Here is a 26,528-nt window from a genome sequence, read left to right as displayed (position 1 = left end):
CGCGATTCGAGCGACCCAACGAATTTTCAAGATGCGAGAAGCGAACCTCACCATGATGCGCAGCCACTATTGCGGCCAGTTGAACGAAAGCCTGGACGGCCAGGAAATCACTCTTTGCGGCTGGGTTCACCGTCGCCGTGACCACGGCGGGGTGATCTTCCTCGACGTGCGTGACCGCGAGGGGCTGGCTCAGGTCGTGTTCGATCCTGATCGCGCCGATACCTTTGCCGCCGCAGACAAAGTGCGCAGCGAGTATGTGATCAAGATCACCGGCAAGGTGCGCCTGCGCCCGGCTGGTGCGGTCAACCCGAACATGGCTTCCGGCGCTATCGAAGTGCTCGGCTATGAACTCGAAGTGCTCAACGAGGCAGAAACTCCGCCGTTCCCCCTCAATGAATACAGCGACGTTGGCGAGGAAACTCGTCTGCGTTATCGCTTCATTGATCTGCGTCGGCCAGAGATGGCCGAGAAGCTCAAGCTGCGCTCGAGAATCACTGCCAGCATCCGCGGCTACCTCGATGAGAATGGCTTTCTCGACGTTGAAACGCCGATTCTCGGGCGTCCGACACCTGAAGGTGCGCGTGACTACCTGGTGCCTAGCCGTACCCATGCCGGTAATTTCTTCGCGCTGCCCCAGTCGCCGCAGCTGTTCAAGCAATTGTTGATGGTCGCGGGTTTCGACCGCTACTACCAGATCGCCAAGTGCTTCCGTGACGAAGACCTTCGTGCGGACCGTCAGCCGGAATTCACCCAGATCGACATCGAAACCAGCTTCCTCGAAGAGTCCGACATCATCGGAATCACCGAGGGCATGGTGCGCAAACTGTTCAAGGAAGTACTGGACGTCGAGTTCGGTGAGTTCCCGCATATGCCATTCGAAGAGGCCATGCGTCGTTATGGCTCCGACAAGCCGGATCTGCGCATTCCGCTGGAGCTGGTCGACGTGGCCGATCAGCTGCAGCAGGTCGAGTTCAAGGTGTTCAGCGGTCCGGCGAATGATCCCAAGTGCCGTGTCGCCGCGCTTCGCGTGCCAGGCGGGGCGAGCATGCCGCGCAAGCAGATTGACGACTACACCAAGTTTGTCGGTATCTACGGTGCCAAGGGTCTGGCGTACATCAAGGTCAACGAGCGCGCCAAAGGCGTTGAGGGTTTACAGTCGCCGATCGTGAAGAACATCCCAGAAGACAAGCTCAACGTGATCCTTGATCGCGTTGGCGCCGTCGACGGCGATATCGTCTTCTTTGGTGCGGATAAGGTCAAGATCGTATCCGAGGCGCTGGGCGCACTGCGCATCAAGCTTGGCCATGATTTGCAGTTGCTGACCTGTGAGTGGGCGCCGATGTGGGTGGTCGACTTTCCGATGTTCGAGGAGAACGACGACGGCTCGCTCAGCGCGCTGCATCATCCGTTCACTGCGCCTAAGTGCACACCACAGGAGCTTGAGGCGAACCCAGCGGGTGCACTGTCGCGGGCCTATGACATGGTGCTAAACGGCACAGAATTGGGAGGTGGTTCGATCCGTATCCACCGCAAGGAAATGCAGCAAACGGTATTTCGCATCCTGGGCATCGATGAGGCAGAGCAGGACGAAAAGTTTGGCTTCCTGCTCGATGCGCTCAAGTTCGGTGCGCCGCCGCACGGTGGTCTGGCGTTCGGCCTCGATCGTCTGGTGATGTTGATGACCGGCGCGCAATCGATCCGTGAGGTCATCGCTTTCCCGAAAACCCAGAGCGCCGCGGATGTCATGACCCAGGCACCGGGTGCGGTGGATGGCAAGGCCTTGCGTGAATTGCACATTCGCCTGCGCGAGCAGCCGAAAGCCGAATGACGGCACAAGAGCCCAGGGAAACCTGGGCTCTTGGTTTCAGCAAGATGAAAAGTTGATCGGAAAGGGAGGCAGTTAATGGCTGGTCATTCCAAATGGGCCAACATCAAGCACCGCAAGGGGCGTCAGGACGCCAAGCGCGGCAAGATCTTTACCAAGCTGATTCGCGAGCTGACGGTTGCCGCCAAGAGCGGGCCGATTCCAGCAGACAATCCGCGCCTGCGCTTGGCAGTCGATAAAGCACTGGTTGCGAATATGTCGCGCGACGTGATTGACCGTGCCATTGCCCGCGGCGCGGGCACCAATGACGCTGATAATGTCGTCGAGTTGACCTATGAAGGCTATGCACCTAGCGGTGTCGCCATCATTGTCGAGGCCATGACTGACAACCGTAACCGTACGGCCGCAGAAGTGCGTCATGCCTTCAGCAAACACGGCGGCAATCTCGGCACAGATGGTTCGGTCGCCTATATGTTCGATCGCAAAGGGCAGATCACCTTTACGGCTGGCGTTGAGGAGGACGCATTGATGGAAGCGGCGCTCGAAGCCGGCGCAGACGATGTGGAAGTGGGCGATGACGGCTCGGCGCTGGTGTCTACCAGCTTTACGGATTTTCACGCGGTCAACGAGGCGCTAGCTGCTGCCGGATTCAAAGGTGACGAAGCGGACATCGCGATGATCCCGTCGATTGCCGCGCCGCTGACAGATCTGGAAACTGCACAGAAGGTGCTGCGTCTGATCGATGCGCTGGAGGATCTGGACGACGTGCAGAACGTCTACCATAACGCCGAGATTCCGGATGAGCTCATGGAGCAGCTGGACTGACTCGTTGCGATGGACAAAGAGCCGGAAGTCACCAAAAGTGCTTCCGGTTTTTTTTCGAGGAGCGCCCGGCGTCTCGTTATGTCTCTGGCCGCAGCGAAGGGGCATCCTTATACTAGCGGCTGGATAAATAGACAGTACGGCGGCTGCATGACGCTTATTCTGGGCATAGACCCGGGCTCACGAATCACCGGCTACGGCGTAGTGCGGGATAACGGTCGCACCTGCGAGTATGTCGCGTCGGGTTGCATTCGCACGGGTGGCGGTGAGCTTTCGGCGCGCTTGCAGGCGGTGTTCTGCGGCGTCAGCGAAGTCATTCGCCTACATGGGCCCGTGACGATGGGCATTGAACAAGTGTTTATGGCGCGTAACGCCGACTCCGCATTGAAGCTGGGTCAGGCGAGGGGAGCTGCAATCGTGGCGGCTGCGGAGCAAGGGCTCGAGATCTCCGAGTACACTGCCACGCAGGTCAAACAGGCGATTGCCGGAACCGGCGGTGCGGACAAGCAGCAGGTACAGATGATGGTGATGCATCTGCTGAAATTGACGCAGAAGCCGCAGATCGATGCCTCCGACGCTCTGGCCATTGCCTTGTGTCACGCACATCATCGTCAGAGCCTGATTCCGCATGGCCTTGCCGGCGCTAAGCGAAGAGCTGGACGCCTGCGGCTGTAGTTGAACTCTTCGGCATATGCCTAGAGAGCAGGTTTAAGTAATCCGATCGGTTGAGTATCGATCGAACGAGGACGTATTACAGTGATTGGACGCTTGCGCGGGACCCTGGCGGAAAAACAGCCGCCTCATCTGATTCTCGACGTCAATGGCATCGGTTATGAGCTTGAGGTGCCAATGACCACGCTGTATCGCCTGCCTGCGGTGGGTGAGCCGGTCACGCTGCATACCCATCTGGTGGTCCGTGAAGACGCGCATCTGCTGTACGGCTTTGCTGAAAAGCGCGACCGAGAGCTGTTCCGAGAGCTGATTCGGCTTAACGGCGTCGGGCCGAAACTTGCCCTTGCGTTGATGTCCGGCCTTGAGGTGGATGAGCTGGTGCGCTGCGTTCAGGCGCAGGATACTTCGGTGCTGGTCAAGATCCCGGGTGTTGGAAAGAAGACGGCTGAGCGCCTGCTGGTTGAGCTGAAGGATCGTTTCAAGGCCTGGGAGACCATGCCGTCAATCGCCACGCTGGTAGTGGAACCCCGCGGCACCGTGGCAGTCTCAAGCGCCGAGAATGACGCAGTCAGCGCATTAATCTCCCTTGGCTTTAAGCCGCAAGAGGCGAGCCGGGCCGTATCAGCCGTACAGGAAGAAAACTTGAGCAGTGAAGACCTGATCCGCCGTGCACTGAAGGGAATGGTCTAGCGTGCGCTTTCAAATGTTTGCCGCGGCGTTGGTTGCGGAGCGGCTTTGTCTGTCTGTGCTTTGCTCACCTGGTGCGCTGGCGTTGCGCCTCATGACGGATCTGTCTGAAACCGAATCGGTTGAAGGCAATCGCTCATGATCGAAGCTGACCGCCTCATCACGGCTACCGGCCGTGACCGCGAAGAACAGTTTGATCGCGCCATCCGCCCGCTGAGCCTGGCGGAATATATTGGTCAGCCAGTAGTGCGCGAGCAGATGGACCTTTTTATCCGTGCGGCGCGTGGACGCAAAGAATCGCTGGATCACACGCTGATCTTTGGTCCGCCAGGGCTGGGTAAGACCACGTTGGCCAATATCATCGCGCAGGAAATGGGCGTCTCGATCAAAAGCACCTCGGGCCCAGTGCTCGAACGGCCGGGTGATCTTGCGGCGCTGCTGACTAATCTGGAAGAAGGCGATGTACTGTTCGTCGACGAGATCCACCGGCTGTCGCCAATTGTGGAGGAAGTGCTCTATCCCGCGATGGAGGATTTTCAACTCGACATCATGATCGGTGAGGGCCCCGCGGCACGCTCGATCAAACTCGACTTACCACCGTTCACTCTGGTTGGCGCGACGACCCGGGCCGGCATGCTCACCAATCCGCTGCGCGATCGTTTCGGTATCGTCCAGCGTCTCGAGTTCTACTCGACGGCAGACCTGGCGACGATTGTCACTCGATCAGCCGGGATTCTCGGCCTACCTATCGAGGCGGAAGGGGCGGTTGAAATTGCCCGTCGTGCCCGAGGTACGCCGCGTATTGCCAATCGCCTGCTGCGCCGGGTGCGCGACTTCGCCGAAGTGCGTGGTAATGGCGAGATCAGCCGCAGCACTGCGGACCTCGCGCTGAACATGCTCGATGTCGACGAACGTGGCCTCGATCATCAGGATCGCCGGCTGCTGCTCACGCTGATCGAGAAGTTCGATGGCGGTCCGGTTGGGATCGACAGCCTGGCGGCAGCCATCAGCGAAGAGCGTCATACCATCGAGGATGTGCTTGAGCCCTATCTGATCCAGCAGGGCTACATCATGCGCACCCCGAGGGGGCGCGTCGTCACACGTCACGCCTATTTGCACTTTGGTTTGAACCTGCCGAAACGCCTGGGAGATCCGCCTACTCCCGACCTTTTCAGTGGTGACACAGAGTGACGAAAATTTCTTTGTTTTACCCAATTGGCAATTGCAGGGCCTGGCACTAGTATGCGCGCGGAATCACAAGCTCATTTGTTCTCCCACCGTTGTCGCGTGTACTACGAAGATACCGACGCGGGTGGCATCGTTTATTACGTCAATTACCTCAAGTTTATGGAGCGGGCCCGTACCGAACGGTTGCGCAGCCTGGGTTTTGCCCAGTCGCAGCTGGTTGGTGAAGACCTGCTTTTTGTCGTGCACTCCAGTGAGGCGCGTTATCACTCGCCGGCGCGTCTGGACGACGAACTGCTGGTAACTGCTGAAGTGGTCGAAGTGAAGCGTGCAAGCCTGCGTTTCAAACAGCAGGTGCGGCGAGCTGATGATGATGTACTGCTCTGCGAAGGGCAGTTCGTGGTGGCGTGTGTGCGCACCGAGAGTTTGAAACCCCGTTCTATTCCAGAGCTGCTGCGTGCCGCTTTCGTCAGGTCGGGTCTACCCCCAGTAGGAGAGTAAGCGTGGAATCCAACGTCGATCATATGTCCATGTGGAGCCTGATCAGCAACGCCAGCTTTGTGGTTCAGCTGGTGATGCTGATATTGGTGGGCGCCTCGGTGACCTCATGGATCTTGATTTTTCAGCGCGGCAATATGATCCGAGCCGCCAAGCGTTCCCTGGACGCTTTCGAGGAGCGTTTCTGGTCGGGCATCGACCTGTCCAAGCTTTATAGACAGGCTGGAAGCAATCCGGACCCGGACTCCGGTGTCGAGCAGATTTTTCGTGCCGGTTTCAAGGAGTTTTCCCGTCTGCGTCAACAGCAGGGTGTCGACCCAGACGCGGTGATGGATGGCGTAAACCGGGCAATGCGAGTGGCCATCTCTCGCGAAGAAGAAAAGCTTGAGCAGGGCCTGCCGTTTCTGGCAACTGTGGGTTCCACCAGTCCCTATATCGGCCTGTTCGGTACTGTGTGGGGCATCATGAACTCTTTCCGCGGGCTGGCTCAGGTTCAGCAAGCCACGCTGGCCACCGTTGCGCCGGGTATTGCCGAAGCCCTGATTGCCACGGCAATCGGTCTATTTGCGGCAATTCCAGCGGTCATTGCTTACAACCGCTTCGCGGCGCGTGGCGAGATGCTCATCGGTCGTTACTACACCTTTGCCGATGAGTTCCAGGCGATCCTCCATCGCAAAGTTCACACTTCCGAAGATTGAGGCCCATAGGCCATGGCAAGAATTCGCAACAGACGCAAACCCGTCGCCGAGATGAACGTGGTGCCGTACATCGACGTGATGCTGGTACTGCTGGTGATCTTCATGGTGACCGCCCCGATGCTTAACCAAGGCGTGAAAGTCGACTTGCCGAAAGTGAGCAGCGAAGTGCTGCCTCAGGATAATGACTCGCGAGTCCTGACAATCTCGATAAAGGCCGACAAGACCTATTACTGGAATATTGGCAGCGAGGTCGACACGGATACCGTCCAGGACAAGGCGCTGACGCTCGAGGAAATGACCAAGGCGGTCACCGCGATCATGAATCAGAACCGAAGCCAGGGTAAGCAGATCCAGGTCTTCGTTCGAGGCGACAAAGCTGTCGATTATGGTTCGGTAATGGCAGCCATGGGTGGTTTGCAGGAGGCGGGCGTGGGTAATGTCGGCCTGATCACCGAGGCGCCTTGATGCAGCAGTCGGATCGTTCGCGCTCTGAGAGCCTCTATTGGCCCACCATTCTGGCGGTGGGCCTGCATGTAATTATTTTTGGGATGCTCTTCGTCAGCTTCGCCATGACGCCGGAGCTTCCGCCGTCCAAGCCTATCGTCCAGGCGACCCTGTATCAGCTCAAATCACAGAGCCAGGCCAAAGTACAAACGAACCAGAAAATTGCTGGCGAAGCGCAGAAGACCGCTGCCAAGCAGTATGAAGCTGAGCAGCTGGAGCAGCGCAAGGTAGAACAGCAAAAGCAGGCGGCCGCAAAAGCTGCGGAACAAAAAAAGGCTGACGAGGCTCGAAAGGCCGAGGCAGCGAAGGCTGATGCTGCAAAGAAGGTCGCTGAGGCCAAAAAAGCTGACGAAGTAAAGAAGGCCGAGCAACAGAAGCAGGCGGAGATCGCCAAGAAAAAAGCGGCCGAGGAAGCACAGAAGAAGAAAGCCGCTGAGGAAGCGAAGAAGAAGGCAGCAGCTGAAGCGGCGAAAAAGAAAGCTGCCGAGGACGCGAAGAAAAAAGCGGCTGCTGAGGCAGCAAAGAAGAAAGTCGCCGAGGAGGCAAAAAAGAAAGCTGCAGCTGAGGCCGCTCGCAAGGCCGTCGAAGACAAGAAGGCACAAGCACTGGCCGAGCTGTTGTCCGATGATACGGAGCGACAGCAGGCGCTGGCTGACACCCAGGGGGACCAGACCTCGGGCAACTTTGACGATCTGATTCGCATGCGAGCCGCTGAAAACTGGACCCGACCACCATCGGCGCGAAACAACATGTCGGTTACGCTACGGGTCAACATGCTGCCGGACGGCACCATTACCGCTGCAACTGTTTCGCGTTCCAGTGGGGATGCTCCGTTCGACAGTTCCGCGGTAGCGGCAGTAAAGAATATCGGTCGGCTGACCGAGATGCAGGGGCTCTCTGCTCAGGATTTTCAGCCGTATCGCTCGTTCACGATGACATTTACGCCTGAGGATCTAGCGTTGTGATCAATTACCTTCGAGGTTTTATCGTTCTTCTCCTGTTCGTACTGGGCAATGCCGTTGCTCAGGAGAAGAACATTGTCGTTACCAGCGGTGCTGATCGCGCTATTCCGATCGCTGTAGTTCCGTTTGGCTGGCAGGGCGGAACCGTGCTGCCCGAAGACATGGCCGAAATAATCGGCAATGACATGCGTAACTCAGGAATCTTCCAGCCTATTCCCAAGCAGAACATGATCAGTCTGCCCACCCGCGGCACTGAGATCATCTTTCGTGACTGGAAGGCGCTGGGCGCCCAGTACGTCATGGTCGGTAATATCACGCCGGGCGCCGGCAAGCTGCAGATTCGCTACGAGGTGTACAACGTAACTACCGAGCAGCAGGTACTGACCGGCACTGTTGGCGGTTCTCAGGACCAACTGCGTGACATGGCGCACTATGCGTCTGATCAGGCTTTTGAAAAACTTACAGGCATCAAAGGCGCATTTTCGACTCGCCTTCTGTATGTCACAGTCGAGCGTCTTGGCAGCGCGAATACGCGCTACACCCTGCAGCGCTCCGACTATGACGGTGCTCGCGCAGTCACTTTGCTGCAGTCCCGCGAGCCAATCCTGTCGCCGCGCTATTCGCCGGACGGCCGCCGCATTGCCTACGTCTCGTTCGAGCAGAAGCGCCCGCGTATCTTCATGCAACACATCGATACCGGTCGCCGCGAACAGATCACTAATTTTGAAGGGTTGAACGGTGCGCCGGCATTCTCGCCGGATGGCAATCGCCTTGCCTTTGTACTGTCTAAGGACGGCAATCCGGAGATCTATGTAATGGATCTCGGCTCGCGTCGGCTGCAGCGTCTAACCGACCATTACGCTATCGACACGGAGCCTTTCTGGGGCGCCGATGGCCAAACCATCTACTTCACCTCAGACCGCGCCGGCAAGCCGCAGATCTACAAGCAACGCCTGGGGACCAATAGCGCTGAGCGTGTGACCTTTGTGGGCAACTACAACGCCAACCCGAAGCTGTCGGCAGACGAAAAGACGCTGGTCATGATTCACCGTCAGGAGGGTTACACAAACTTCAAGGTGGCGGCACAAGACCTGCAACGTGGCAATCTGCGCATCCTCTCCGAGACAAGTTTAGATGAGTCGCCCACTGTTGCGCCTAATGGCACCATGCTAATCTACGCGACCCGCCAGCAGGGCCGGGGAGTCTTGATGCTCGTATCAATCAATGGTCGAGTTAGGCTCCCGCTTCCTACTGCTCAAGGCGAAGTCCGTGAGCCATCGTGGTCCCCTTACCTGAACTGATGCGGTATCAACGCTTTATCTAACCAAAACACACCTGGGGTTGTTACACATGGAAATGCTGAAATTCGGTAAGTTCGCTGCGCTGGCTCTGGCTATGGCCGTAGCTGTTGGTTGTTCGTCCAAGGGCGGCGACGATTCTGGCGAAGGTTCCTCTGCCATTGATCCGAACGCTGGTTATGGTGCCGACAGTGGTGCCGTTGACGGCAGCATGAGCGAAGAAGCTGCTCTGCGCGCTATCACTACTTTCTATTTCGAATACGACAGCTCGGACCTGAAGCCGGAAGCTATGCGCGCGCTGGATGTTCATGCCAAGGATCTGAAGTCCGCTGGCAACCGCGTTGTTCTGGAAGGTCATACTGACGAGCGTGGTACTCGTGAGTACAACATGGCTCTGGGCGAGCGTCGCTCCAAGGCTGTTCAGCGTTACCTGGTTCTGCAGGGCGTATCGCCTGCGCAGCTGGAGCTGGTTTCCTACGGTGAAGAGCGTCCGGTTGCCATGGGCAACGACGAGCAGTCCTGGGCTCAGAACCGTCGCGTTGAACTGCGTAAGTAATAAGCCATGCTCAAGCACCGTTATGCTCTGACGCTTTTTACACTTGGACTGCCGCTGTTTGCGGCGGCCCAGGTTCCGGTAGTGGACTACGACTCGCAAAACCAAAGCGGTACGGCCGGGTCGAGTTATTCAACTGGGGCGGATACTGGCGGTGCCTATGCTGGAGGCGGAGCATCAGCTCCGTCTTCGGCGCAGGGCATGCTCTTCGTGCAGTTGCAACAAATGCAGGAAGAGATCGCGCAACTGCGCGGGATGTTGGAAGTGCAACAGAATGAGATCCAGCGCCTGAAGCAAGAAGGGCTGGAGCGTTATCAAGATTTAGACCGTCGCTTGTCGAACGCCTCGTCGGGCGGCTCGACTAGCCAGAATTCGTCAACCGCTGGTGCCATCGATGCCAGCGGGGCTGTGCAGGCGCCCACAGGCGCCTCAACAGCGCCAGCGGCGAGCAGCCAGTCAGCTGACCCTGAAAAGGAAAAGCTTTATTACGACGCCGCGTTTGACCTCATCAAGGCAAAGGACTTTGATAAGGCCAGCCAGGCCTTCGCTGCTTTTCTACGCAAGTATCCGAACAGTCCCTACGCCGGCAACGCCCAGTATTGGTTGGGAGAAGTGAATCTCGCCAAGGGTGATATGCAGGGCGCTGGACAAGCGTTCGCCAAGGTCAGCCAGGCGTATCCTCAGCACAACAAGGTGCCCGATTCGTTGTACAAACTTGCGGATGTCGAGTTGCGTTTGGGTAATCGTGACAAGGCCAACGGCATTCTCCGTCAAGTCATAGCCGATTACCCGAACAGCTCGGCTGCGCAGCTGGCTCAGCGCCAATTGAATCGATAGGGCTTACCTTGCTCCACGTCAAACCCGCCCCTTCGGCGGGTTTTTCGTTAGAATCGCACCCCCTTTACACAACGGAGGCGGATGGCCTGTTTAGCTGTCACGCCCGTGGTGCTATGCAACATACCTTGCGAATTTCCGAAATTTTCTACTCGCTACAGGGGGAGACGCGTACCAGTGGGTTGCCCACAGTATTCGTTCGCCTGACGGGCTGCCCGCTGCGTTGTCAATACTGCGACACCGCCTACGCCTTCAATGGCGGAGAGGTCATCCCACTCGATGTCATCGTGGCCCGCATTGCCGCGTATCGCCCCCGTTACGTATGTGTTACTGGCGGTGAGCCACTGGCTCAGCCGAATTGCATCCCGTTGCTGGAGCGTCTATGTGATGCTGGCTACGAAGTGTCGCTGGAAACGAGCGGTGCATTGGACATATCAATGACTGATGTTCGGGTGAGTCGGGTCGTGGATCTGAAAACACCAGATTCGGCGGAAATGGCGCGTAACCGCTACGAGAATATCGGTCAGCTGACGAAAAATGATCAGGTCAAATTCGTGCTCTGCTCACGTGAAGACTACGATTGGGCGGTGTCCAAGCTGATCGAGTACAGGTTGGATGCGCGGGCCGGCGAGGTGCTGTTTTCACCCAGCCACGGACAATTGGACGCACGCGCGCTGGCTGACTGGATCGTCAGCGATAACCTTCCGGTGCGGCTGCAGCTGCAGCTGCACAAGATTCTCTGGAACGATGCGCCCGGGCACTGACCGGCCGTGAGTCGCTGCCGCTCAGGTGTCGCAGCAGAATTCGACAGGTATTTGTGATGACTGGCAAGAAAGCGGTAATCCTGCTGTCCGGCGGGCTCGATTCGGCCACAGTGGTTGCGATGGCCAAGGCTGATGGTTATGCCTGCTATAGCATGAGTTTCGATTATGGCCAGCGTCATCGCGCAGAGCTGCAGGCTGCGGAGCGGGTCGCTCAACAGTTGGGCGTAGTGGAGCACAAGGTTATCGGTATGAGCCTCAACGGGATCGGCGGATCAGCATTGACCGATAGCCGCATTGCCGTGCCTGAGTCGCTGGGTGAAGGGATACCGGTGACCTATGTGCCGGCACGCAACACCTTATTTCTTTCCCTGGCATTGGGTTGGGCTGAGGTGCTGGATGCGCAGGACATCTTCATCGGTGTGAATGCGGTTGACTACTCAGGCTATCCAGACTGTCGTCCGGCGTTTATCGAAGCCTTCGAGCAGTTAGCCAATCTGGCCACCAAGGCGGGTGTAGAAGGGCGCAGGTTTTCCATTCGCGCCCCGCTGCAGAACCTTAGCAAGAGTGAGATTGTTCAGGCTGGCGTGCGGTTGGGTGTCGACTACAGCATGACCGTTTCGTGCTACCAGGCGGACGAAGATGGGCGCGCATGTGGCAGGTGTGACAGTTGCCGTTTACGGGCGGCCGGTTTCGATGAGGCAGGTGTCGCTGACCCCACCCGCTACATGTGATCCCAAAAAAAACTTGATTTACTCAATCAAATCAGTATCATGCGCTCCGCATCGGGTCGTTAGCTCAGTTGGTAGAGCAGTTGGCTTTTAACCAATTGGTCGTAGGTTCGAATCCCACACGACCCACCAAATTCCCTTCGGGGACGAAAAAGCCGGAGGCCGAAAGGCCATCCGGTTTTTTTATGTCTGTGCGTTGTGTTTGTTTTGCACGTCTAGTTCTCGTGGTTATAACTGGCGTTTTTCACTACGACCTTGGTCTGTGCCCCGCGCGTAAATAAACGTAATAGACTGCGACCTTCCGATTGTTCCGTTGGTTTGAGGCTCACATGTATTCTGATCGCATCCGCTTGTCCTCCCTGCAGTGCAAGGTCATGAGCGCCCGAGAGGCCGCTACCCTAATTAACGATGGCATGACCATCGGCATGAGCGGGTTCACCCGAGCGGGTGAAGCCAAGGCCGTACCGTTAGCACTGGTCGACCGCGCAAAGGACGAAAAGCTGAAGATCAGCCTCATTACTGGCGCGAGCCTGGGTAACGATCTTGACGGAAAGATGGCCGAAGCTGGTCTTCTGGCCCGCCGTGTTCCCTTCCAAGCGGACGCTACGCTGCGCAAGGCGATCAATCAGGGCGAGGTCATGTTTATCGACCAGCACCTGTCGCATACCGTCGAGCAGATGCGCAACCACCAGATCAAGCGGCCTGATGTAACTATCATCGAGGCGGTGTGCATTACCGAGCAGGGTCATATTGTTCCGACCACCTCGGTTGGCAACTCTGCCAACCTGGCAGTCTTTGCTGACAAGATCATTGTCGAGCTGAACCTGGCACACAACCTCAACCTTGAAGGCTTGCACGATATCTATTTCCCGGGTGACCGTCCGAATCGCGGTCCGATCCCGCTGACCAAGGTGGATGACCGTATTGGTACGCCGGCCATCCCGGTCGATCCGGCGAAGATCGCTGCAATCGTCATCACCGAGCAGCCGGACTCCTATTCCACAGTTACCCCGGCGGACGAAGATACTCAGGCTATCGCCAACCATCTGGTCGAGTTCTTCAAGACCGAAGTCGAGGCCGGGCGCCTGCCGAAGAACCTCGGCCCGATGCAGGTCGGTATCGGTAACATCGCCAACGCCGTGGTCTGTGGCTTGATCGATTCACCGTTCGAAGATCTGGTTATGTATTCCGAAGTGTTGCAGGACTGCACCTTCGAGTTGATCGACGCCGGAAAGATGAAGTTCGCCTCCGGTTGTTCCATCACGCTCTCCGAGCGCTGCAACGATCGCGTATTCGGCAACCTGGAAAAATACAAGGACAAGCTGATTCTGCGTCCACAAGAAATTTCCAACCATCCTGAGCTTGTGCGTCGTCTCGGTATTGTCGGCATCAACACAGCGCTGGAATTCGATATCTACGGCAACGTCAACTCGACGCATGTCGGTGGCACCAAGATGATGAACGGGATCGGAGGATCGGGCGACTTCGCACGAAACGCAAACATGGCGATCTTTGTCACCAAGTCCATTGCCAAGGGCGGCAATATCTCCAGCGTCGTTCCGATGGTCGCCCACGTTGACCACACCGAACATGACGTCGAGATCCTGGTGACCGAGCAGGGCCTGGCCGATCTTCGCGGTCTGGCACCGAGGGAGCGCGCACGTGTAATTATCGACAACTGTGTGCACCCGTCCTACCGCGACGCGTTGAATGCTTACTTTGACGCAGCTTGCAAGAAGGGTGGGCAGACACCACATTTGCTGCACGAGGCGATGGATTGGCACACCAATCTCGAAGAGCACGGACACATGCTCAAGGGCAAGTGATGCGGAGCCCGCCGACGCAAGTCGGCGGGCTTTTCAGTTCAGCGCAGTAATTTGTCGTTCCCCGTCCGCTTTCACTTTTCTGAAAGCTTCGGCTAGTATTTCGCCCCCTTAGTAACAGCAGGGGTGAAATGCTCGGTCTTCCTCGCTTCACCTCTCCTTTCGCTACGCCCGTACTCTCGGCCTCGATGGCTATAATCGGCGACTCGTACACCGCCGTGCTTGCAGGAACCAGCGAACATGACGCAAATACCCGAACGTATTCTTGTGCAGGCTCACCTGGCGGCCAAGCAGCCCAAGCCGCTGACGGCTCAGCAGGAAGCACAGTTGCGCAGCGATATCGCCGCCGAGCTGACGCGGCAAAACGCGGTACTGGTTGCGCACTACTACACCGATCCGGTGATTCAGTCATTGGCCGAGGAAACCGGCGGTTGCGTTTCGGACTCCCTGGAGATGGCGAGATTCGGCAACGAACATAGCGCGCAAACCGTAGTTGTCGCAGGCGTCAAGTTCATGGGTGAAACGGCGAAGATACTCAATCCGGAGAAGCGGATTCTGATGCCGACACTGGAGGCCACCTGTTCCTTGGATCTGGGTTGCCCTGTCGAGGAGTTCTCGGCGTTCTGCGACCAGCATCCTGAGCGCACCGTTGTGGTTTACGCCAACACATCTGCCGCGGTGAAGGCGCGCGCCGACTGGGTTGTTACCTCCAGTTGCGCTCTGGAGATCGTCGAGAGCCTGATGGACAATGGTGAAAAGATCATCTGGGCACCCGACAAGCATCTCGGAAACTATGTGCAGCGTGAAACCGGCGCGGACATGCTGTTGTGGGACGGTGCCTGCATCGTTCATGAAGAGTTCAAGTCAAAGCAGCTGGAGGACATGAAAGCGCTATACCCCGATGCGGCTGTGCTGGTTCATCCCGAGTCACCCGAATCGGTGATCGCGCTTGCTGACGCCGTCGGTTCGACGAGCCAGTTGATCAAAGCGGCGCAGACCCTGACGAACCCGATGTTCATCGTTGCGACTGACCGCGGGATCTTTTACAAAATGCAGCAGCTTTGCCCGGACAAACAATTTGTCGAAGCGCCGACAGCTGGCAGCGGGGCTACCTGCCGGAGTTGTGCTCATTGCCCGTGGATGGCGATGAACACACTCGAGCGTACGCTGGAATGCCTGCGCACTGGCAGTGGTGAGATCACGGTGGACCCGGCATTGATTCCGCGAGCGATCAAGCCGCTTAAGCGCATGCTGGAATTTACCCAGGCGGCGCGCCTCCGGCAGGCCGGCAACGCCTGACGCGCCAAACGGTACTGGTGGTTGCAAGTGAGTCGTGCGGCAATCTTAAGGGTGGCACGACTCAGCGCAACATCTCTTCCACCATCCGCTTTTCTTCGGCCAGCTGCTTCTGTCGGGCATCGATTCGTGCGGCGCTCTGGAAATTGTCAGAGCGACGTTTGGCGAAGTCCAACTGCTCGATCGCCTGGTCATAATCTCCGACAAGTGCAAAATATTCCGCGCGGGCTTGATGCAGGCCAATAATGTTGCCGGTGAGCCCGCGGATTTCAGCAACCTGATACCAGATGTCCGGGTCCTGTGGCCGGGCTTCGACCAATGCGTTGAGCTTTTGCTCAGCATCCTGCAGTTTGGTTTCCTTGATCAGCAGATCAATGTTTGCCTGGCGCACCGGATAATTTCCCGGGTAAAGGCTGAGCAAGGTCTGCATGCGCGTGCGTGCAGCGCCAAGACGGTTAGCGGTTATATCCAGCTCGATCTGGGCCAGGTTGTAGGTAACGTCGTCCGGTTCCTTTGCCAGCAACGGCTCAAGATTCGTTGCAGCTTCCTTCAGCTGGCCGCTTTTCATCTGCGCCAGCGCCAGGCCATAGCGCGCGGCGTCGAGGTCCGGATCGTCCGCGAGCATCGCACGGAAGCGCTTGGCGCTCAGCCCTGGGGTGCTTTCGAATTTCAGGTCCATGCGGGCACGTAGAAGCTGATACCGCAGGCTGTCTTCGACGCCCGTATCGGGGTATTGCTCGGCGCGGTTCTTGGTGTCCGCGATACGTGATTCGGTGACCGGGTGAGTGAGCAGAAATTCCGGCGGCTTCTGGTCGTATCGATACTGGCGCATCAGGCGACTGAACATTTCTGGCATGGCGCGGGGGTCATAGCCAGCTCGTTCGAGGTTGACGATGCCAATCCGGTCGGCTTCCTGCTCGTTCTGTCTGGAGAAGCGCCGCTGAGACTGAATGGCCGCCGCCTGGGTCGAGATGATGGCTGCGATGCCGGCATCCCCAGCGCCAGCCGCAGCAGCAACGACGCCGGCCAGCATGGCAGCCATCAGCGGTAGCTGCATACGTTTCTGCGCTTCCAGCCCGCGTGCAAAGTGGCGCTGGGACAGGTGAGCCAATTCATGCGCAAGTACCGAGGCGTATTCGGCTTCGGTCTGGGCATGAAGAAACAGCCCGCCATTGACTCCAATGATGCCGCCCGGCGCGGCGAAGGCGTTCAGCTGTGGGCTGTCGAGCAGCACGAATTCCAGCCGGCGATCCTGCAACTGGCTGGTCTCGGCCAGGCGGTAGACGCTGCGTTCGAGGTAATCCTTGAGCAGAGGGTCAGAAAGCTGTGGGACCTGGCCGCGCAACAGGCTGAGCCAGGCCCTGCCCAACTGATGTTCCTGCTCTGGCGAGACGATGCCGGAGCTGGAGTCGCCAAGCGAGGGAAGGTCGTTAGCCATTACCGGCTGGCCAATCAGGCAGGCGAGTGTCAGTAGGGTAGGGCGCAGCAATTTCATCCAGACTGGCTCTTCAAGGCGGAAGCGCTACTGTAGCCTTGTGCTCGGGTCGCTGGCCAGAGCTGGGCGCAGCTCGGTATTCTGCAGTCCTTTCGAGGAGATGAACATGACTCAACAGGTTGTCCCCGGCATGGCCTGCGACGCCGAGCTGGACGCAGTCGGGCTGGCCTGCCCGATGCCGTTGCTCAAGGCGAAACTGGAACTCAGTCGGTTGGCCAGCGGGCAAGTATTGAAAGTCACGGCAACGGACCCGGGATCGCAACGCGATTTCCGCAGTTTCGCCAAGCTGGCCGGCCACGCACTGCTCCACGAGGAGGCGCAAGAAGGGCTCTATCGTTACTGGCTTCGTAAGGCCTGACGGCTGCTAGGGAAGGCATATGTTGAACGTGTTGAGGGGCTGGATTCATCGCTATTTCTCGGACGAGGAAGCGGTGGTCCTTGGGGTGCTGCTGGTGGTTGCCTTTGCGACCGTGCTGACCCTCGGTCATATGCTCGCCCCGGTTATCGCCGGCCTGGTGCTGGCGTACCTGATGCAGGGGCTGGTCGGTGTGCTGGAGCGAATCAAACTGCCGCATCTGGTAGCGGTTTGGCTGGTGTTTCTGATGTTCATCGGCCTGTTGACGGTCTGTATTCTGTTCTTGGCGCCGTTGATGTGGCAGCAAGTGCTGACGCTGTTCAATGAACTCCCGCGGATGCTGGTGGAATGGCAGTCGCTGCTGCTTCTTCTGCCCGAGCGCTACCCCCAATTGCTTACCGAAGTACAGGTGCTGCGCGGTATCGATTTCTTCCGAGGCGAAGTGGGGCGCTACGGTCAAATCATGCTCACGTCTTCGCTGTCGAGCCTGCCGCTACTGTTGAGCCTGATGATCTATCTGATCCTGGTGCCAATCCTGGTGTTCTTTTTCCTCAAGGATCGCCAACAGATTAACGATTGGCTCAGCGGTTACCTGCCGCACGAACGAGGGCTTATCACCCAGGTGGCGCAGGAGATGAACGTACAGATCGCCAACTACATCCGCGGCAAGGCGATCGAAATCCTGATTTGCGGTGTGGTCTCGTATGCGGTTTTCGTTGTGTTGGAGCTGAACTACGCCGCGCTACTGGCGATGCTCGTCGGAATCTCAGTCGTCGTGCCTTATATTGGCGCCACGGTCGTGACCATTCCCATCGCGTTGATCGGCTTGTTCCAGTGGGGGCTGGGTGACCAGTTCATTTATTTGATGGTGGCCTACGCCATCATCCAGGCCCTGGACGGCAACGTTCTGGTTCCGTTGTTGTTCTCCGAGGCGGTGAACCTGCATCCTGTAGCGATCATTTGCGCTGTGTTGCTGTTCGGCGGCCTGTGGGGCTTCTGGGGTGTGTTCTTCGCGATCCCGTTGGCAACCCTATTCAAGGCGGTGCTTTATGCGTGGCCGCGCCGGTCGGCTACGGTACCGGTGGTGGAGCACGTCGGGTAACAGCTAGCTAAGTTGCGAGCGCCAATATGCTGGAAAGTGAAGGCAGGCCGCGCACGCTTCACCGTTGAGGCGGCCCGCTTCGCAATCTTCTAGTGCTGCTGCAATGCCTGGGCGGCCTGCAGCACAGCCTCGACATGTCCTGGCACCTTCACGCCGCGCCATTCCTGGCGAAGCAGCCCATCATGGTCGATGAGAAACGTGCTTCGGTCTATGCCCAGATATTCCTTGCCGTAGAGCTTCTTCAACTTGATCACGTCGAACAGCTGGCAAAGCCGCTCGTCCTTGTCGCTGATCAGCTCGAACGGGAAGCCCTGCTTGGCCTTGAAGTTTTCGTGGGTTTTGAGGCTGTCTCGCGATACGCCGAACACGACCGTGTTGGCAGCGACGAAGGCATCGTGCTGGTCGCGAAAGCCCTGGCCTTGGGTTGTGCAGCCTGGAGTATTGTCCTTTGGGTAGAAGTACAGGACCACCTGTTTGCCCTTCAACGCCTCTAGGTTGACCTGTGTATCGCTGGTCGCCTGTGCCTGGAAGGCTGGCACAGGTTGGTCAATGGCAACAGACATAGTGGTTTTCCTACTTAAGGGTTCTGAGGGCGCCAGGGTTCTATCAGCGCATCCAGATTCAAAGCATCAGCGAAATCGAGGAACTGGTCCCGCAGCCAGCTGATTTGCGTGCCGGCCGGCAGCGTCACGGTCATCGTTGCGTTGAGCATGGTGCCGCCAGTTTGTGGTGCCTCATAGGTGTCGCATGTGAGGGCTTCGAGCTCGACACGATGGTCGATAAAGAACTGGCATAACTCGTTGAGGATGTCAGGTCGATAGGCCGAGCTGACATACGCGACATAGGGTAGCGCCTGCGGTCGGGTTTCCAGCGCTTCGCTGCGCACTACATTAGTGGTGAACTCATGCTTCTTGGCCAGGCTGGGCAGCGCTGTTTCCATTCGAGCGAGCGCGTCCCAGGTTCCGGTGATTTCAAGGACCAGGGCACAGCATTCGCCGTGTCGAGTCAGGCGCGTGCTTACCACGGCGCAGCGATTCTCGTTGCTGGCCCGGCAAAGCACATTGGTGAGCGCCATCGGGCTACGGCCCATGGCGCTGATGACGAGAAACTGTTCTCGAGGTACTGGGGGGGTGGACATGCAGGTTCCTGGCGGTGATGAATCGGTCGGCCAGCCAAGCCGAAAACGGCTAAGGGTAGCGAAAAGCGTCGTCAGTGGGAATGCGTGAGCTAAGTGAGTCATCTGACTGCGGTGTCGACGCTCAGCTGCTATTCCCGCGGTTGTTGGTTCCAGCGTACTCGCAAAGCGCTCGGGAGCCTTGTACCATTACGCCTCTCTTTTTCCGGCAGGAGTGGGTTGCATGATTGCGGGCAGTATGGTGGCGTTGGTCACTCCCATGGACGCTCAAGGTGGTCTTGATTGGGATAGCCTGAGCAAGCTTGTCGACTTCCATCTCCAGGAAGGCACCAATGCAATCGTTGCAGTCGGTACCACTGGTGAGGCGTCTACGCTCGAAGTGTCTGAGCACATCGAAGTCATCCGTCGCGTTGTTGATCAGGTCAACGGCCGCATTCCGGTCATCGCCGGTACGGGTGCCAACTCCACTCGCGAAGCCGTCGAACTCACCGAAAATGCCAAGCAGGCCGGTGCCGACGCCTGCCTCCTGGTGACACCGTATTACAACAAGCCGACGCAGGAAGGCATGTATCTGCACTTCCGGCACATTGCCGAAGCCGTCGCGATTCCGCAGATCCTGTACAACGTCCCTGGGCGCACTGCCTGTGACATGCTGCCAGAAACCATCGAGCGCTTGTCGCAGGTGCCGAACATCGTTGGCGTCAAGGAAGCGACCGGTGATCTCAAGCGCGGTCAGGAGGTGCTTGATCGCGTGGCCAAGGACTTCCTCGTCTATTCCGGTGACGACGCTACTGCCGTTGAGCTGATGCTGATGGGCGGCAAGGGCAACATCTCCGTCACTGCGAACGTTGCTCCGCGTGCGATGAGCGAGCTGTGTGCTGCTGCCATTACTGGCGATGCAGAGAAGGCGCGCGCCATTAATGCGCTGTTGATGCCGCTGCACCAGACCCTGTTCCTCGAGGCCAACCCGATCCCGGTGAAATGGGCACTGCATGAAATGGGCCTGATACCGGACGGCATTCGCCTGCCGCTAACCTGGCTTAGCCAGCGGTGCCACGAGCCGCTTCGCGATGCAATGCGACAGTCCGGTGTGCTGGCCTGATTGTCTCAGGTGTACTGGTTTATTAATGAAGGAACATGCATGAAGCGATTGGCCGGCCTCTCGACCCTAGCCCTGATTATCTCTGGAACCAGCGGTTGTGGCTGGATATGGGGTGAAGACGGATATTTCCGCGACCGTGGCAGCGACTACCTGCAGGCACAACAGGTGCCACCAATGGAGGTGCCCAGCGACGTGGAGCTGCGTCCAATCGAGCCGCTGCTTCCGATCCCTCAGCAGGTAGCCGACAGCCGTGCAACAGGCGAGTACGAAGTGCCCCGCCCACAGCGACTGGTTGCCGCCGACGAGGTGAGCGAATACAGCCTGCAAACGTCTGAAGATGCACGCTGGCTTGTTGCAACGCGTGCGCCATCACAGGCTTGGGCGGCGGCTCGTCAGTTCTTCACTGACAACGGCTTCGAGATTGCAGAGGAACGGCCTCAAACTGGTGAGTTCGTCACTGCCTGGCAGACGCGTGACCAGCTCGCGCCTGCCTTGGTACGCAACCTCGGCCTGGGCGAAGGCGAGACCCGCGTCCGGGTTCGCGTCGAGCCAGGCGTTCAGCGCGATACCAGTGAGCTATTCCTGATCAGCGTTCATCGCCCCGCAAACAGCACTGCCGATGTTGCCTGGCCTGAAACTCCGGCGAATGCGGAGCGCGATCGCGTCCTGCTCGATGAGTTGCAGGCGGGGCTGAACAGCAGCACCGCACAAGGTGGTTCCGCCTCACTGCTGGCGGAGCGCGAGTTTGACGCGCCAAGCCGAGTGACGCTGATCGAAGCCGGCAGCGGCGAGCCAGTGTTGCAGCTCGATACCGACTTCAACCGTGGCTGGTCGAGCGTCGGCCGCGCACTGGCGGCGAGCGATATCCTCGTCGAAGATCTCGATCGAAGCCTCGGCGTCTACTACGTCAACCTGTCGGAGGGCGCGGCGAATCTGGATGAGAAACCCGGTTTCTTCTCCCGGTTGTTCGGCGGAGCGCCTGACCGCGAAGAGATCGAGGCGCGCGCCGAGCGCTATCAGGTGCGCGTAACCGATGTGGGTGGCAAGGTGCAGGTCACCCTCGACAAAGACCTCAACACCGTCGCTCCGGCTGAAGTGTCCGGACGAGTGCTGAACATGCTCAAGGACAACCTGGACTGATTCTGCAAGACAGTCCGCTCCGATCCATTCAGGCGAAACCTTTCGGTTTCGCCTGTTTCGTTTGATGACTGATCGAATCGTTGTGGCTGCGCTGTTGCGTAAGCCAGCGTAGATTCGGCAACCGCGAGACTCGCCATGACCACTCCAAACTCCCTGAGCCTGAAAAAAATCTATTCTGGCAAGGTGCGTGATCTGTACGAAATCGACGACAAGCGCATGCTGATGGTCGCCACCGACCGCCTCTCGGCGTTTGACGTGATCCTTGCCGAGCCAATCCCGGAGAAAGGCAAGATTCTTACCGCAATTTCCAACTTCTGGTTCGACAAGCTCGCGCAGCTCGTCCCTAACCATTTCACTGGCGACAAGGTGGAAGACGTTGTGCCTGCTCAGGAACTGCCCTTGGTAGAGGGGCGGGCGGTGGTGGCCAAGCGGCTCCAGCCTGTTGCAGTGGAGGCTATCGTGCGCGGCTATATCGCCGGCTCAGGCTGGAAGGAATATCAGCAGAGCGGCACCGTCTGCGGCATCCAGCTGCCAGTTGGCCTGAAAGAAGCGGCCAAGCTGCCGCAGCCGATCTTCACGCCGTCAACCAAGGCGGCAGTGGGCGATCACGACGAGAACATCTCGTTCGAGCAGTGCGAAGCAATCATCGGCAAAGACCTGGCTGCGAAGGTGCGTGACACCTCGATCGCACTGTACAGCGCGGCCGTTGCCTATGCAGCGACGCGGGGCATCATCATCGCCGACACCAAGTTCGAGTTCGGCCTCGACGAAAACGGCGAGCTGACACTCATGGATGAAGTGCTTACGCCCGATTCCAGCCGCTTTTGGCCAGCAGACAGTTACGCCGAAGGCAGCAACCCGCCGAGCTTCGACAAACAGTTCGTGCGTGATTGGCTGGAATCCACCGGCTGGAACAAGGAGCCACCAGCTCCGCCCGTGCCAGCTGATGTTGCGCAGAAGACCGCCGATAAATACCGTGAAGCGCTGACGCGCCTGACCAGCTGATTGGAGGCGACCGGGCGGGCTGATCACTGCAGCCAGCCTGGCTGTCACGATATGGCGCCGTTAAAAAATCTGAGCAGTTGGGGTTAGACAAAACACGCCGAACTGCTATGATGCGCGCCGCTGGAGAGATGCCGGAGTGGCCGAACGGGACGGATTCGAAATCCGTTGAACTGGCAACAGTTCCTAGGGTTCAAATCCCTATCTCTCCGCCACTATCTGAACCAAGAGCCCCGAGTTTCGGGGCTTTTGCGTTTCTGGGGTGTTTGTTCCCCCACTCTAGCGATCCTTGATCCCGTTCCCATGCATGCAGGCCGGCGACTGCCGCCGTTGTTGTCAGGTCAGAGGCTGGGCAGTGCTTGATGCCTCAGAGGGACCGATCAGGTGCGCACCGTACCTGAGGTCAATCCAATCTATTTCGCATGGATGGCGATGCCGGCAATCGGCTCGGGTTTATACATGTTGCATCGCGTATATCAAAACGCCATCATTCTGGTTGTTGGCGTTTGCCTGAAGAGAGTATTCACGTGGATCGTGAGGCTGGGTGCTGGTATTTAATCCAGTGCAAAGTGCGCCAAGACGAGCGTGCTGAGGAGAATCTGGTCCGTCAGGGCTATGAATGTTTGCGTCCAACGCTTGCGTGCGAGCGAGTCGTGCGCGGCAAACGGCAGCGTGTCGTGGAGTCGCTGTTTCCGGGCTACCTGTTCATTCGGCTCGATGCGGGAGACAACTGGGGGCCGTTGCGCTCGACGCGCGGGGTCCTTCGCCTCGTTGGGTTCGGCGAGGGCGCGCTTCCAATAGATCCCGGAATTATCCTGCAGCTTCGGCAGCGAGCAGAGCAGGCGGAAGGATCACCCGTATTGGTTGTCGGTGAAACAGTCCGGATCATCAGCGGCCCGTTTGCTGAGCTGGAGGCCATCTTCTGTGCCATGGATGGCGACGACCGGGTCGTGCTGCTACTCAACTTTCTGCAGCGTAAGCAGAGGGTCCGCGTGCCGCTACGCGGCATCGCCAAATCCAACTAGAAGATTGCCGCGACATTAAAACATGATGCCTAAATGCCATCTCGCCAGTATACTCCGCGGCGATTTCTATCCTGCCCTCATGGGGCCAGGTAGAGCGATGGACCCTGCAGCCGACGGATAAAAGTCGGCGCAGCGTCAGAGCAGTGATAGATGGATGCTCGAAAGGCCGAACACAGGCCTGAGTTAAATCACCGCGTGCAATAGCGACATTTTTCTTCGCGCTGCCAAGCCGCGAAGTTTATCTGGGGAAAATTTCCACTCGTACGTCGTCGCGGCTCCCGCGATTTCATCGAAGCATGGATTTCATACCGCGCCGTTTTCAGGAATCCAACGGAAAATCCTGGGGCGGTAGCGTGTCTGCAGCCTCGTGACTGCTGCGCTCGTTAAAGGATTAACGTTATTTCTAATCTCTTCTCTGATTACCACGCGATGCGGGCATGTCCGCGTCGTGTTTGCGTTCGTCCGCCAATCGGCGGCCAGCACGGACAGAGCTACGGGTCCGCGCACCAGCCGGCTCTAGGCGGCTCCGGGCGAAAACGATAACTCCCGCTGCCCGCTGCTGGTGCAGAGGGAGGGCAAGAACCATGTAACAGCCAACGAGGACGTTCACTATGCGCAAAACTCTAACCACCCTTACTCTGGCCATGGCGCTGGCTTCCGGCCACGCCCTAGCCGATCAGGCCACTCTGGCGGCCATCCAGGCGACTGGTGTACAGCTGACCGAAGCCCAGGCACAGACCCTCGCCGCCGCTCAAGGTGATGCCTTGGCACAAGCCGTTGCGGCCGTCGTCGCCGCCAACCCTGAAGCGGCTGCTTCGATCGTAGCAGCCGCAGTCGCTGCTGCCCCAAGTCAGGCCGCTTCCATCGTTAGCGCTGCGGTAAGCGCTGCACCGGCTCAGGCCGCAGCAATCGTGACGGCTGCGATCAGTGCCGCACCGACTCAATCCGTAGCCATCACCAATGCTGCAGTGGCCGCTGCTCCGGCCCAAGCCGCCGCTATCAACGCAGCTGCATCAACAGCTGGTGCCGCTCCGGCTGGCGCTACGGCAGGTTCTACTACGACAGTCTCCGCTAACAGCCCTGCAAGTAGTGGCGGTAGCGGTGGCGGGGGCAGCTCTTCCGCCAGCCCCAACTGATCGACGCGATCAACGCCAGAAGTCGGCGATAGGCCGGCTTCTGCTCTCGAAACTTCCTGTCGATGTGTAAGGGACTGGAACGCATGAGCAACACAATCAAGGCCAGCGTGCTGGCAATCGCTGTTTCCGCTGCAAGTGGTAGCGCTCTGGCTGTTGAAGCCATGAGCATGAAGATCGCTGACGGTCTGGAATTTACCCCGACGCTGAAAGTGACTGAAAGCTATGACGACAACTTCCGTGAAGTGGAAAACAACGAAGAATCGTCCTGGATCACCCGTATTTCGCCGACGCTGGCACTGACGGCGTACGGCCGTAAATCCGAATATGTCCTGGCCTACACCGCTGACAGTGACACCTTCCACTCCAGCCACAAGGACAACAACACCGACCATCACCTGACGGGTGATGCTGGGTTCCGCTTCAATGCGCGCAATCAGCTTGTCCTGAATGCCGGTTACCACAAGGTGGAAGAAACCACCTCGGCGACTCCGGGCGTGCAGGGTGACAAGTACAACAGCAAGAACATCGGTGGCGTGTACACCTATGGCGTCGAGACTGCCCGCGCACAGATCGACTTCGGTGCCGACTACAAAGAGCTGCGCTACGACAACACCGGGCTTCGCTCCAACGGTACGCGCCTGAACTCCGAAAAGGAGCGTGACGCCACAGCACTGCGTAGCACGCTGTACTACCGCCTCGGCGCCAAGACCCGTGCGCTGGCCGAGCTGCGCCACACCGATTACTCCTACGTTTCGGCCAAGAGTCTGGACGCCACCAACCTGGCATTCCTCGGCGGTCTGACCTGGGACGCCACGGCCAAGACCACCGGCACCGTCAAGTTCGGTCGTGAAAAGAAAGAGTTCGACCGCAACATCAATGACGACCAGTCGGGCGGTATGTGGGAAGCCGGCATCACCTGGCAGCCGCGCACCTATTCCACCTTCGGCCTGAAAGCGCGACGCGCCCTGGACGAAGGCGAAAACGGCGCATCGGCAATCCAGGCAACCAGCACCACCCTGGACTGGAAGCACTACTGGCTTGATCGCGTGTACTCCATCGCTAGCTACACCCGTAGCGAGCAGGATTACATCGATGACACGGTCAACAACCGTCTCGACAAGACCGACATCTTCGGTCTGGGCCTGAACTACGAAATGCGTCGCTGGCTGGATATCGGCGTCGGCTACAAGTACGCCGAGAACGATTCCAACGTGGTGAACGAGAGCTACGAACGCAACATCTATTCGATCAGCTTCACAGCCAGCCTGTAATACCCGCGGTTACGGACGATCCGGCAGCAGCAAGGCTTCCGGATCATTCGCGCGACAACCAAGAGAAACCGAGTCATATGTTCAGTCGATTGTTCTTCAGCATGCTCTTCGGCATGTTCCTTCTCAGCGCCAATGCCCAGGCCGAAGGCAGCTCTACCTACAAGCTGGCTTCAGGCGACGTCATTCGCATCAACGTATTTGGCGAACCGGATTTGAGCTTCGAGGAGCTGCGCCTTACCGATGCCGGCACCTTCTCTTATCCGTTCATTGGGGAGCTGCGCGCCAAGGGCAAGACTGCGTCGGAAATTGAACAGATGCTCGTCGACAACCTTAAGGGCGAATACCTGATCAACCCACGCGTATCGGTCAGTGTTCTGACCTACCGTGAGTTCTTCATCAGCGGTGAAGTGAAAGAACCGGGCGGCTATCCCTACCAGCCGGGCCTGACTCTGCGGCGTGCCATCGCCCTTGCGGGCGGCTTGACCGAGCGCGCTTCGACTAAGCGAATCAATGTGATCCGCGACCAGCAGAGCGACAAGCCGATCAGCGGCACACTCGACACCGTTGTCGCACCTGGCGACACCATCACCGTCGATCAGGGTTTCTTCTAGCCCGT

Annotated in this window: 28 protein-coding genes and 2 tRNA genes; 27 read left to right on the top strand and 3 right to left on the bottom strand. The window is 58.3% G+C overall.

Translation table 11 applies throughout. The annotated features are described in order from the left end of the window. Positions 1 to 52 precede the first annotated feature (52 nt). The 17 genes from aspS (at position 53) to nadA (ending at position 15,152) form a co-directional block, all read left to right on the top strand. Positions 53 to 1,828 carry an aspartate--tRNA ligase gene (gene aspS, locus BUE09_RS09265; RefSeq protein WP_073301023.1) on the top strand — a complete coding sequence of 592 codons (1,776 nt, stop codon included), beginning with the start codon at positions 53 to 55 and terminating at the stop codon, positions 1,826 to 1,828. A gap of 75 nt (positions 1,829 to 1,903) precedes the next feature. Then, entirely contained in the window at positions 1,904 to 2,650 is a 747-nt protein-coding gene (locus BUE09_RS09260) for a YebC/PmpR family DNA-binding transcriptional regulator (protein ID WP_073300715.1), read from the top strand. A 147-nt stretch (positions 2,651 to 2,797) separates the two neighbouring features. Beyond that, a complete protein-coding gene (gene ruvC / locus BUE09_RS09255; RefSeq protein ID WP_073300714.1) occupies positions 2,798 to 3,322 on the top strand; it encodes a crossover junction endodeoxyribonuclease RuvC in 525 nt (174 codons plus the stop codon). Between the two features lie 81 nt (positions 3,323 to 3,403). Next, a complete protein-coding gene (gene ruvA, locus BUE09_RS09250; protein ID WP_073300713.1) occupies positions 3,404 to 4,009 on the top strand; it encodes a Holliday junction branch migration protein RuvA in 606 nt (201 codons plus the stop codon). Between the two features lie 135 nt (positions 4,010 to 4,144). Continuing rightward, positions 4,145 to 5,197 carry a Holliday junction branch migration DNA helicase RuvB gene (gene ruvB / locus BUE09_RS09245; protein ID WP_073300712.1) on the top strand — a complete coding sequence of 351 codons (1,053 nt, stop codon included), beginning with the start codon at positions 4,145 to 4,147 and terminating at the stop codon, positions 5,195 to 5,197. Between the two features lie 51 nt (positions 5,198 to 5,248). Continuing rightward, positions 5,249 to 5,692, top strand: coding sequence for a tol-pal system-associated acyl-CoA thioesterase (ybgC, locus tag BUE09_RS09240; RefSeq protein WP_073300711.1), 444 nt, complete (start codon positions 5,249 to 5,251; stop codon positions 5,690 to 5,692). Positions 5,693 to 5,694: 2 nt separating this feature from the next. Next, a complete protein-coding gene (tolQ, locus tag BUE09_RS09235; RefSeq protein ID WP_073300710.1) occupies positions 5,695 to 6,387 on the top strand; it encodes a protein TolQ in 693 nt (230 codons plus the stop codon). 12 nt (positions 6,388 to 6,399) lie between these two features. Further along, the gene (tolR, locus tag BUE09_RS09230) at positions 6,400 to 6,852 is read left to right on the top strand and encodes a protein TolR (RefSeq protein ID WP_073300709.1); all 453 of its coding nucleotides are present in this window, start codon (positions 6,400 to 6,402) and stop codon (positions 6,850 to 6,852) included. Beyond that, positions 6,852 to 7,856, top strand: coding sequence for a cell envelope integrity protein TolA (gene tolA, locus BUE09_RS09225; protein ID WP_073300708.1), 1,005 nt, complete (start codon positions 6,852 to 6,854; stop codon positions 7,854 to 7,856). The genes tolR and tolA overlap by 1 nt, the downstream gene beginning before the upstream one ends. Continuing rightward, positions 7,853 to 9,154: a Tol-Pal system beta propeller repeat protein TolB gene (gene tolB, locus BUE09_RS09220; RefSeq protein WP_073300707.1), complete on the top strand. Its 1,302-nt coding sequence runs from the start codon at positions 7,853 to 7,855 to the stop codon at positions 9,152 to 9,154. The genes tolA and tolB overlap by 4 nt, the downstream gene beginning before the upstream one ends. A gap of 49 nt (positions 9,155 to 9,203) precedes the next feature. Continuing rightward, positions 9,204 to 9,707, top strand: coding sequence for a peptidoglycan-associated lipoprotein Pal (gene pal / locus BUE09_RS09215; protein WP_045428720.1), 504 nt, complete (start codon positions 9,204 to 9,206; stop codon positions 9,705 to 9,707). 6 nt (positions 9,708 to 9,713) lie between these two features. Next, positions 9,714 to 10,541, top strand: a complete 828-nt coding sequence (ybgF, locus tag BUE09_RS09210; protein WP_073300706.1) for a tol-pal system protein YbgF — start codon at positions 9,714 to 9,716, stop codon at positions 10,539 to 10,541. Between the two features lie 113 nt (positions 10,542 to 10,654). Then, positions 10,655 to 11,302 carry a 7-carboxy-7-deazaguanine synthase QueE gene (gene queE / locus BUE09_RS09205; protein WP_073300705.1) on the top strand — a complete coding sequence of 216 codons (648 nt, stop codon included), beginning with the start codon at positions 10,655 to 10,657 and terminating at the stop codon, positions 11,300 to 11,302. Between the two features lie 56 nt (positions 11,303 to 11,358). Beyond that, positions 11,359 to 12,033, top strand: a complete 675-nt coding sequence (gene queC / locus BUE09_RS09200; protein ID WP_073300704.1) for a 7-cyano-7-deazaguanine synthase QueC — start codon at positions 11,359 to 11,361, stop codon at positions 12,031 to 12,033. A 53-nt stretch (positions 12,034 to 12,086) separates the two neighbouring features. After that, positions 12,087 to 12,162 (top strand) — tRNA-Lys (locus tag BUE09_RS09195). Positions 12,163 to 12,359: 197 nt separating this feature from the next. Continuing rightward, positions 12,360 to 13,856 carry an acetyl-CoA hydrolase/transferase family protein gene (locus tag BUE09_RS09190; RefSeq protein WP_073300703.1) on the top strand — a complete coding sequence of 499 codons (1,497 nt, stop codon included), beginning with the start codon at positions 12,360 to 12,362 and terminating at the stop codon, positions 13,854 to 13,856. Between the two features lie 237 nt (positions 13,857 to 14,093). Further along, entirely contained in the window at positions 14,094 to 15,152 is a 1,059-nt protein-coding gene (gene nadA / locus BUE09_RS09185; RefSeq protein ID WP_073300702.1) for a quinolinate synthase NadA, read from the top strand. A 61-nt stretch (positions 15,153 to 15,213) separates the two neighbouring features. Here nadA and BUE09_RS09180 read toward each other — a convergent pair whose 3' ends face one another. Beyond that, positions 15,214 to 16,644: a M48 family metalloprotease gene (locus tag BUE09_RS09180; protein WP_073300701.1), complete on the bottom strand. Its 1,431-nt coding sequence runs from the start codon at positions 16,642 to 16,644 to the stop codon at positions 15,214 to 15,216. Between the two features lie 106 nt (positions 16,645 to 16,750). On the opposite strand from BUE09_RS09180, the gene BUE09_RS09175 reads away from it, so the two are divergent. Both BUE09_RS09175 and BUE09_RS09170 read left to right on the top strand, forming a co-directional pair. After that, the gene (locus BUE09_RS09175) at positions 16,751 to 17,002 is read left to right on the top strand and encodes a sulfurtransferase TusA family protein (RefSeq protein ID WP_073300700.1); all 252 of its coding nucleotides are present in this window, start codon (positions 16,751 to 16,753) and stop codon (positions 17,000 to 17,002) included. 19 nt (positions 17,003 to 17,021) lie between these two features. After that, positions 17,022 to 18,101, top strand: a complete 1,080-nt coding sequence (locus BUE09_RS09170; protein WP_073300699.1) for an AI-2E family transporter — start codon at positions 17,022 to 17,024, stop codon at positions 18,099 to 18,101. An 89-nt stretch (positions 18,102 to 18,190) separates the two neighbouring features. On the opposite strand, the gene BUE09_RS09165 is transcribed toward BUE09_RS09170, so the two are convergent. Together BUE09_RS09165 and BUE09_RS09160 are read right to left on the bottom strand one after the other, a co-directional pair. Further along, positions 18,191 to 18,664, bottom strand: a complete 474-nt coding sequence (locus tag BUE09_RS09165) for a peroxiredoxin (protein WP_073300698.1) — start codon at positions 18,662 to 18,664, stop codon at positions 18,191 to 18,193. 14 nt (positions 18,665 to 18,678) lie between these two features. Then, complete coding sequence (locus BUE09_RS09160) at positions 18,679 to 19,239, bottom strand: glycine cleavage system transcriptional repressor (protein WP_019342548.1); 561 nt, start codon at positions 19,237 to 19,239, stop codon at positions 18,679 to 18,681. Positions 19,240 to 19,459: 220 nt separating this feature from the next. Between BUE09_RS09160 and dapA the strand changes: the two genes are divergently transcribed. The 8 genes from dapA to BUE09_RS09120 all read left to right on the top strand — a co-directional run bounded on the left by dapA (position 19,460) and on the right by BUE09_RS09120 (position 26,523). Next, positions 19,460 to 20,338, top strand: a complete 879-nt coding sequence (gene dapA, locus BUE09_RS09155; protein WP_073300697.1) for a 4-hydroxy-tetrahydrodipicolinate synthase — start codon at positions 19,460 to 19,462, stop codon at positions 20,336 to 20,338. A 39-nt stretch (positions 20,339 to 20,377) separates the two neighbouring features. Next, positions 20,378 to 21,478 (top strand): outer membrane protein assembly factor BamC, encoded by a 1,101-nt coding sequence (gene bamC, locus BUE09_RS09150; protein WP_073300696.1) that lies wholly within the window; start codon positions 20,378 to 20,380, stop codon positions 21,476 to 21,478. A gap of 135 nt (positions 21,479 to 21,613) precedes the next feature. Beyond that, on the top strand, positions 21,614 to 22,483 hold the full coding sequence (locus BUE09_RS09145; RefSeq protein WP_073300695.1) for a phosphoribosylaminoimidazolesuccinocarboxamide synthase: 870 nt from the start codon (positions 21,614 to 21,616) through the stop codon (positions 22,481 to 22,483). 122 nt (positions 22,484 to 22,605) lie between these two features. Continuing rightward, positions 22,606 to 22,695: transfer RNA gene (locus BUE09_RS09140), tRNA-Ser, on the top strand. Positions 22,696 to 23,007: 312 nt separating this feature from the next. Next, positions 23,008 to 23,505: a transcription/translation regulatory transformer protein RfaH gene (gene rfaH / locus BUE09_RS09135; protein ID WP_231975577.1), complete on the top strand. Its 498-nt coding sequence runs from the start codon at positions 23,008 to 23,010 to the stop codon at positions 23,503 to 23,505. Between the two features lie 611 nt (positions 23,506 to 24,116). Continuing rightward, positions 24,117 to 24,641, top strand: coding sequence for a hypothetical protein (locus tag BUE09_RS09130; protein ID WP_073300694.1), 525 nt, complete (start codon positions 24,117 to 24,119; stop codon positions 24,639 to 24,641). 83 nt (positions 24,642 to 24,724) lie between these two features. Then, positions 24,725 to 25,912 carry an outer membrane beta-barrel protein gene (locus BUE09_RS09125; RefSeq protein ID WP_073300693.1) on the top strand — a complete coding sequence of 396 codons (1,188 nt, stop codon included), beginning with the start codon at positions 24,725 to 24,727 and terminating at the stop codon, positions 25,910 to 25,912. A gap of 77 nt (positions 25,913 to 25,989) precedes the next feature. Further along, positions 25,990 to 26,523 (top strand): polysaccharide biosynthesis/export family protein, encoded by a 534-nt coding sequence (locus BUE09_RS09120; protein WP_073300692.1) that lies wholly within the window; start codon positions 25,990 to 25,992, stop codon positions 26,521 to 26,523. Positions 26,524 to 26,528 lie beyond the last annotated feature (5 nt).

Source organism: Stutzerimonas xanthomarina DSM 18231 (genome assembly GCF_900129835.1).
GTDB lineage: Bacteria > Pseudomonadota > Gammaproteobacteria > Pseudomonadales > Pseudomonadaceae > Stutzerimonas > Stutzerimonas xanthomarina.
This window is presented reverse-complemented; position numbering and strand designations above follow the sequence as displayed.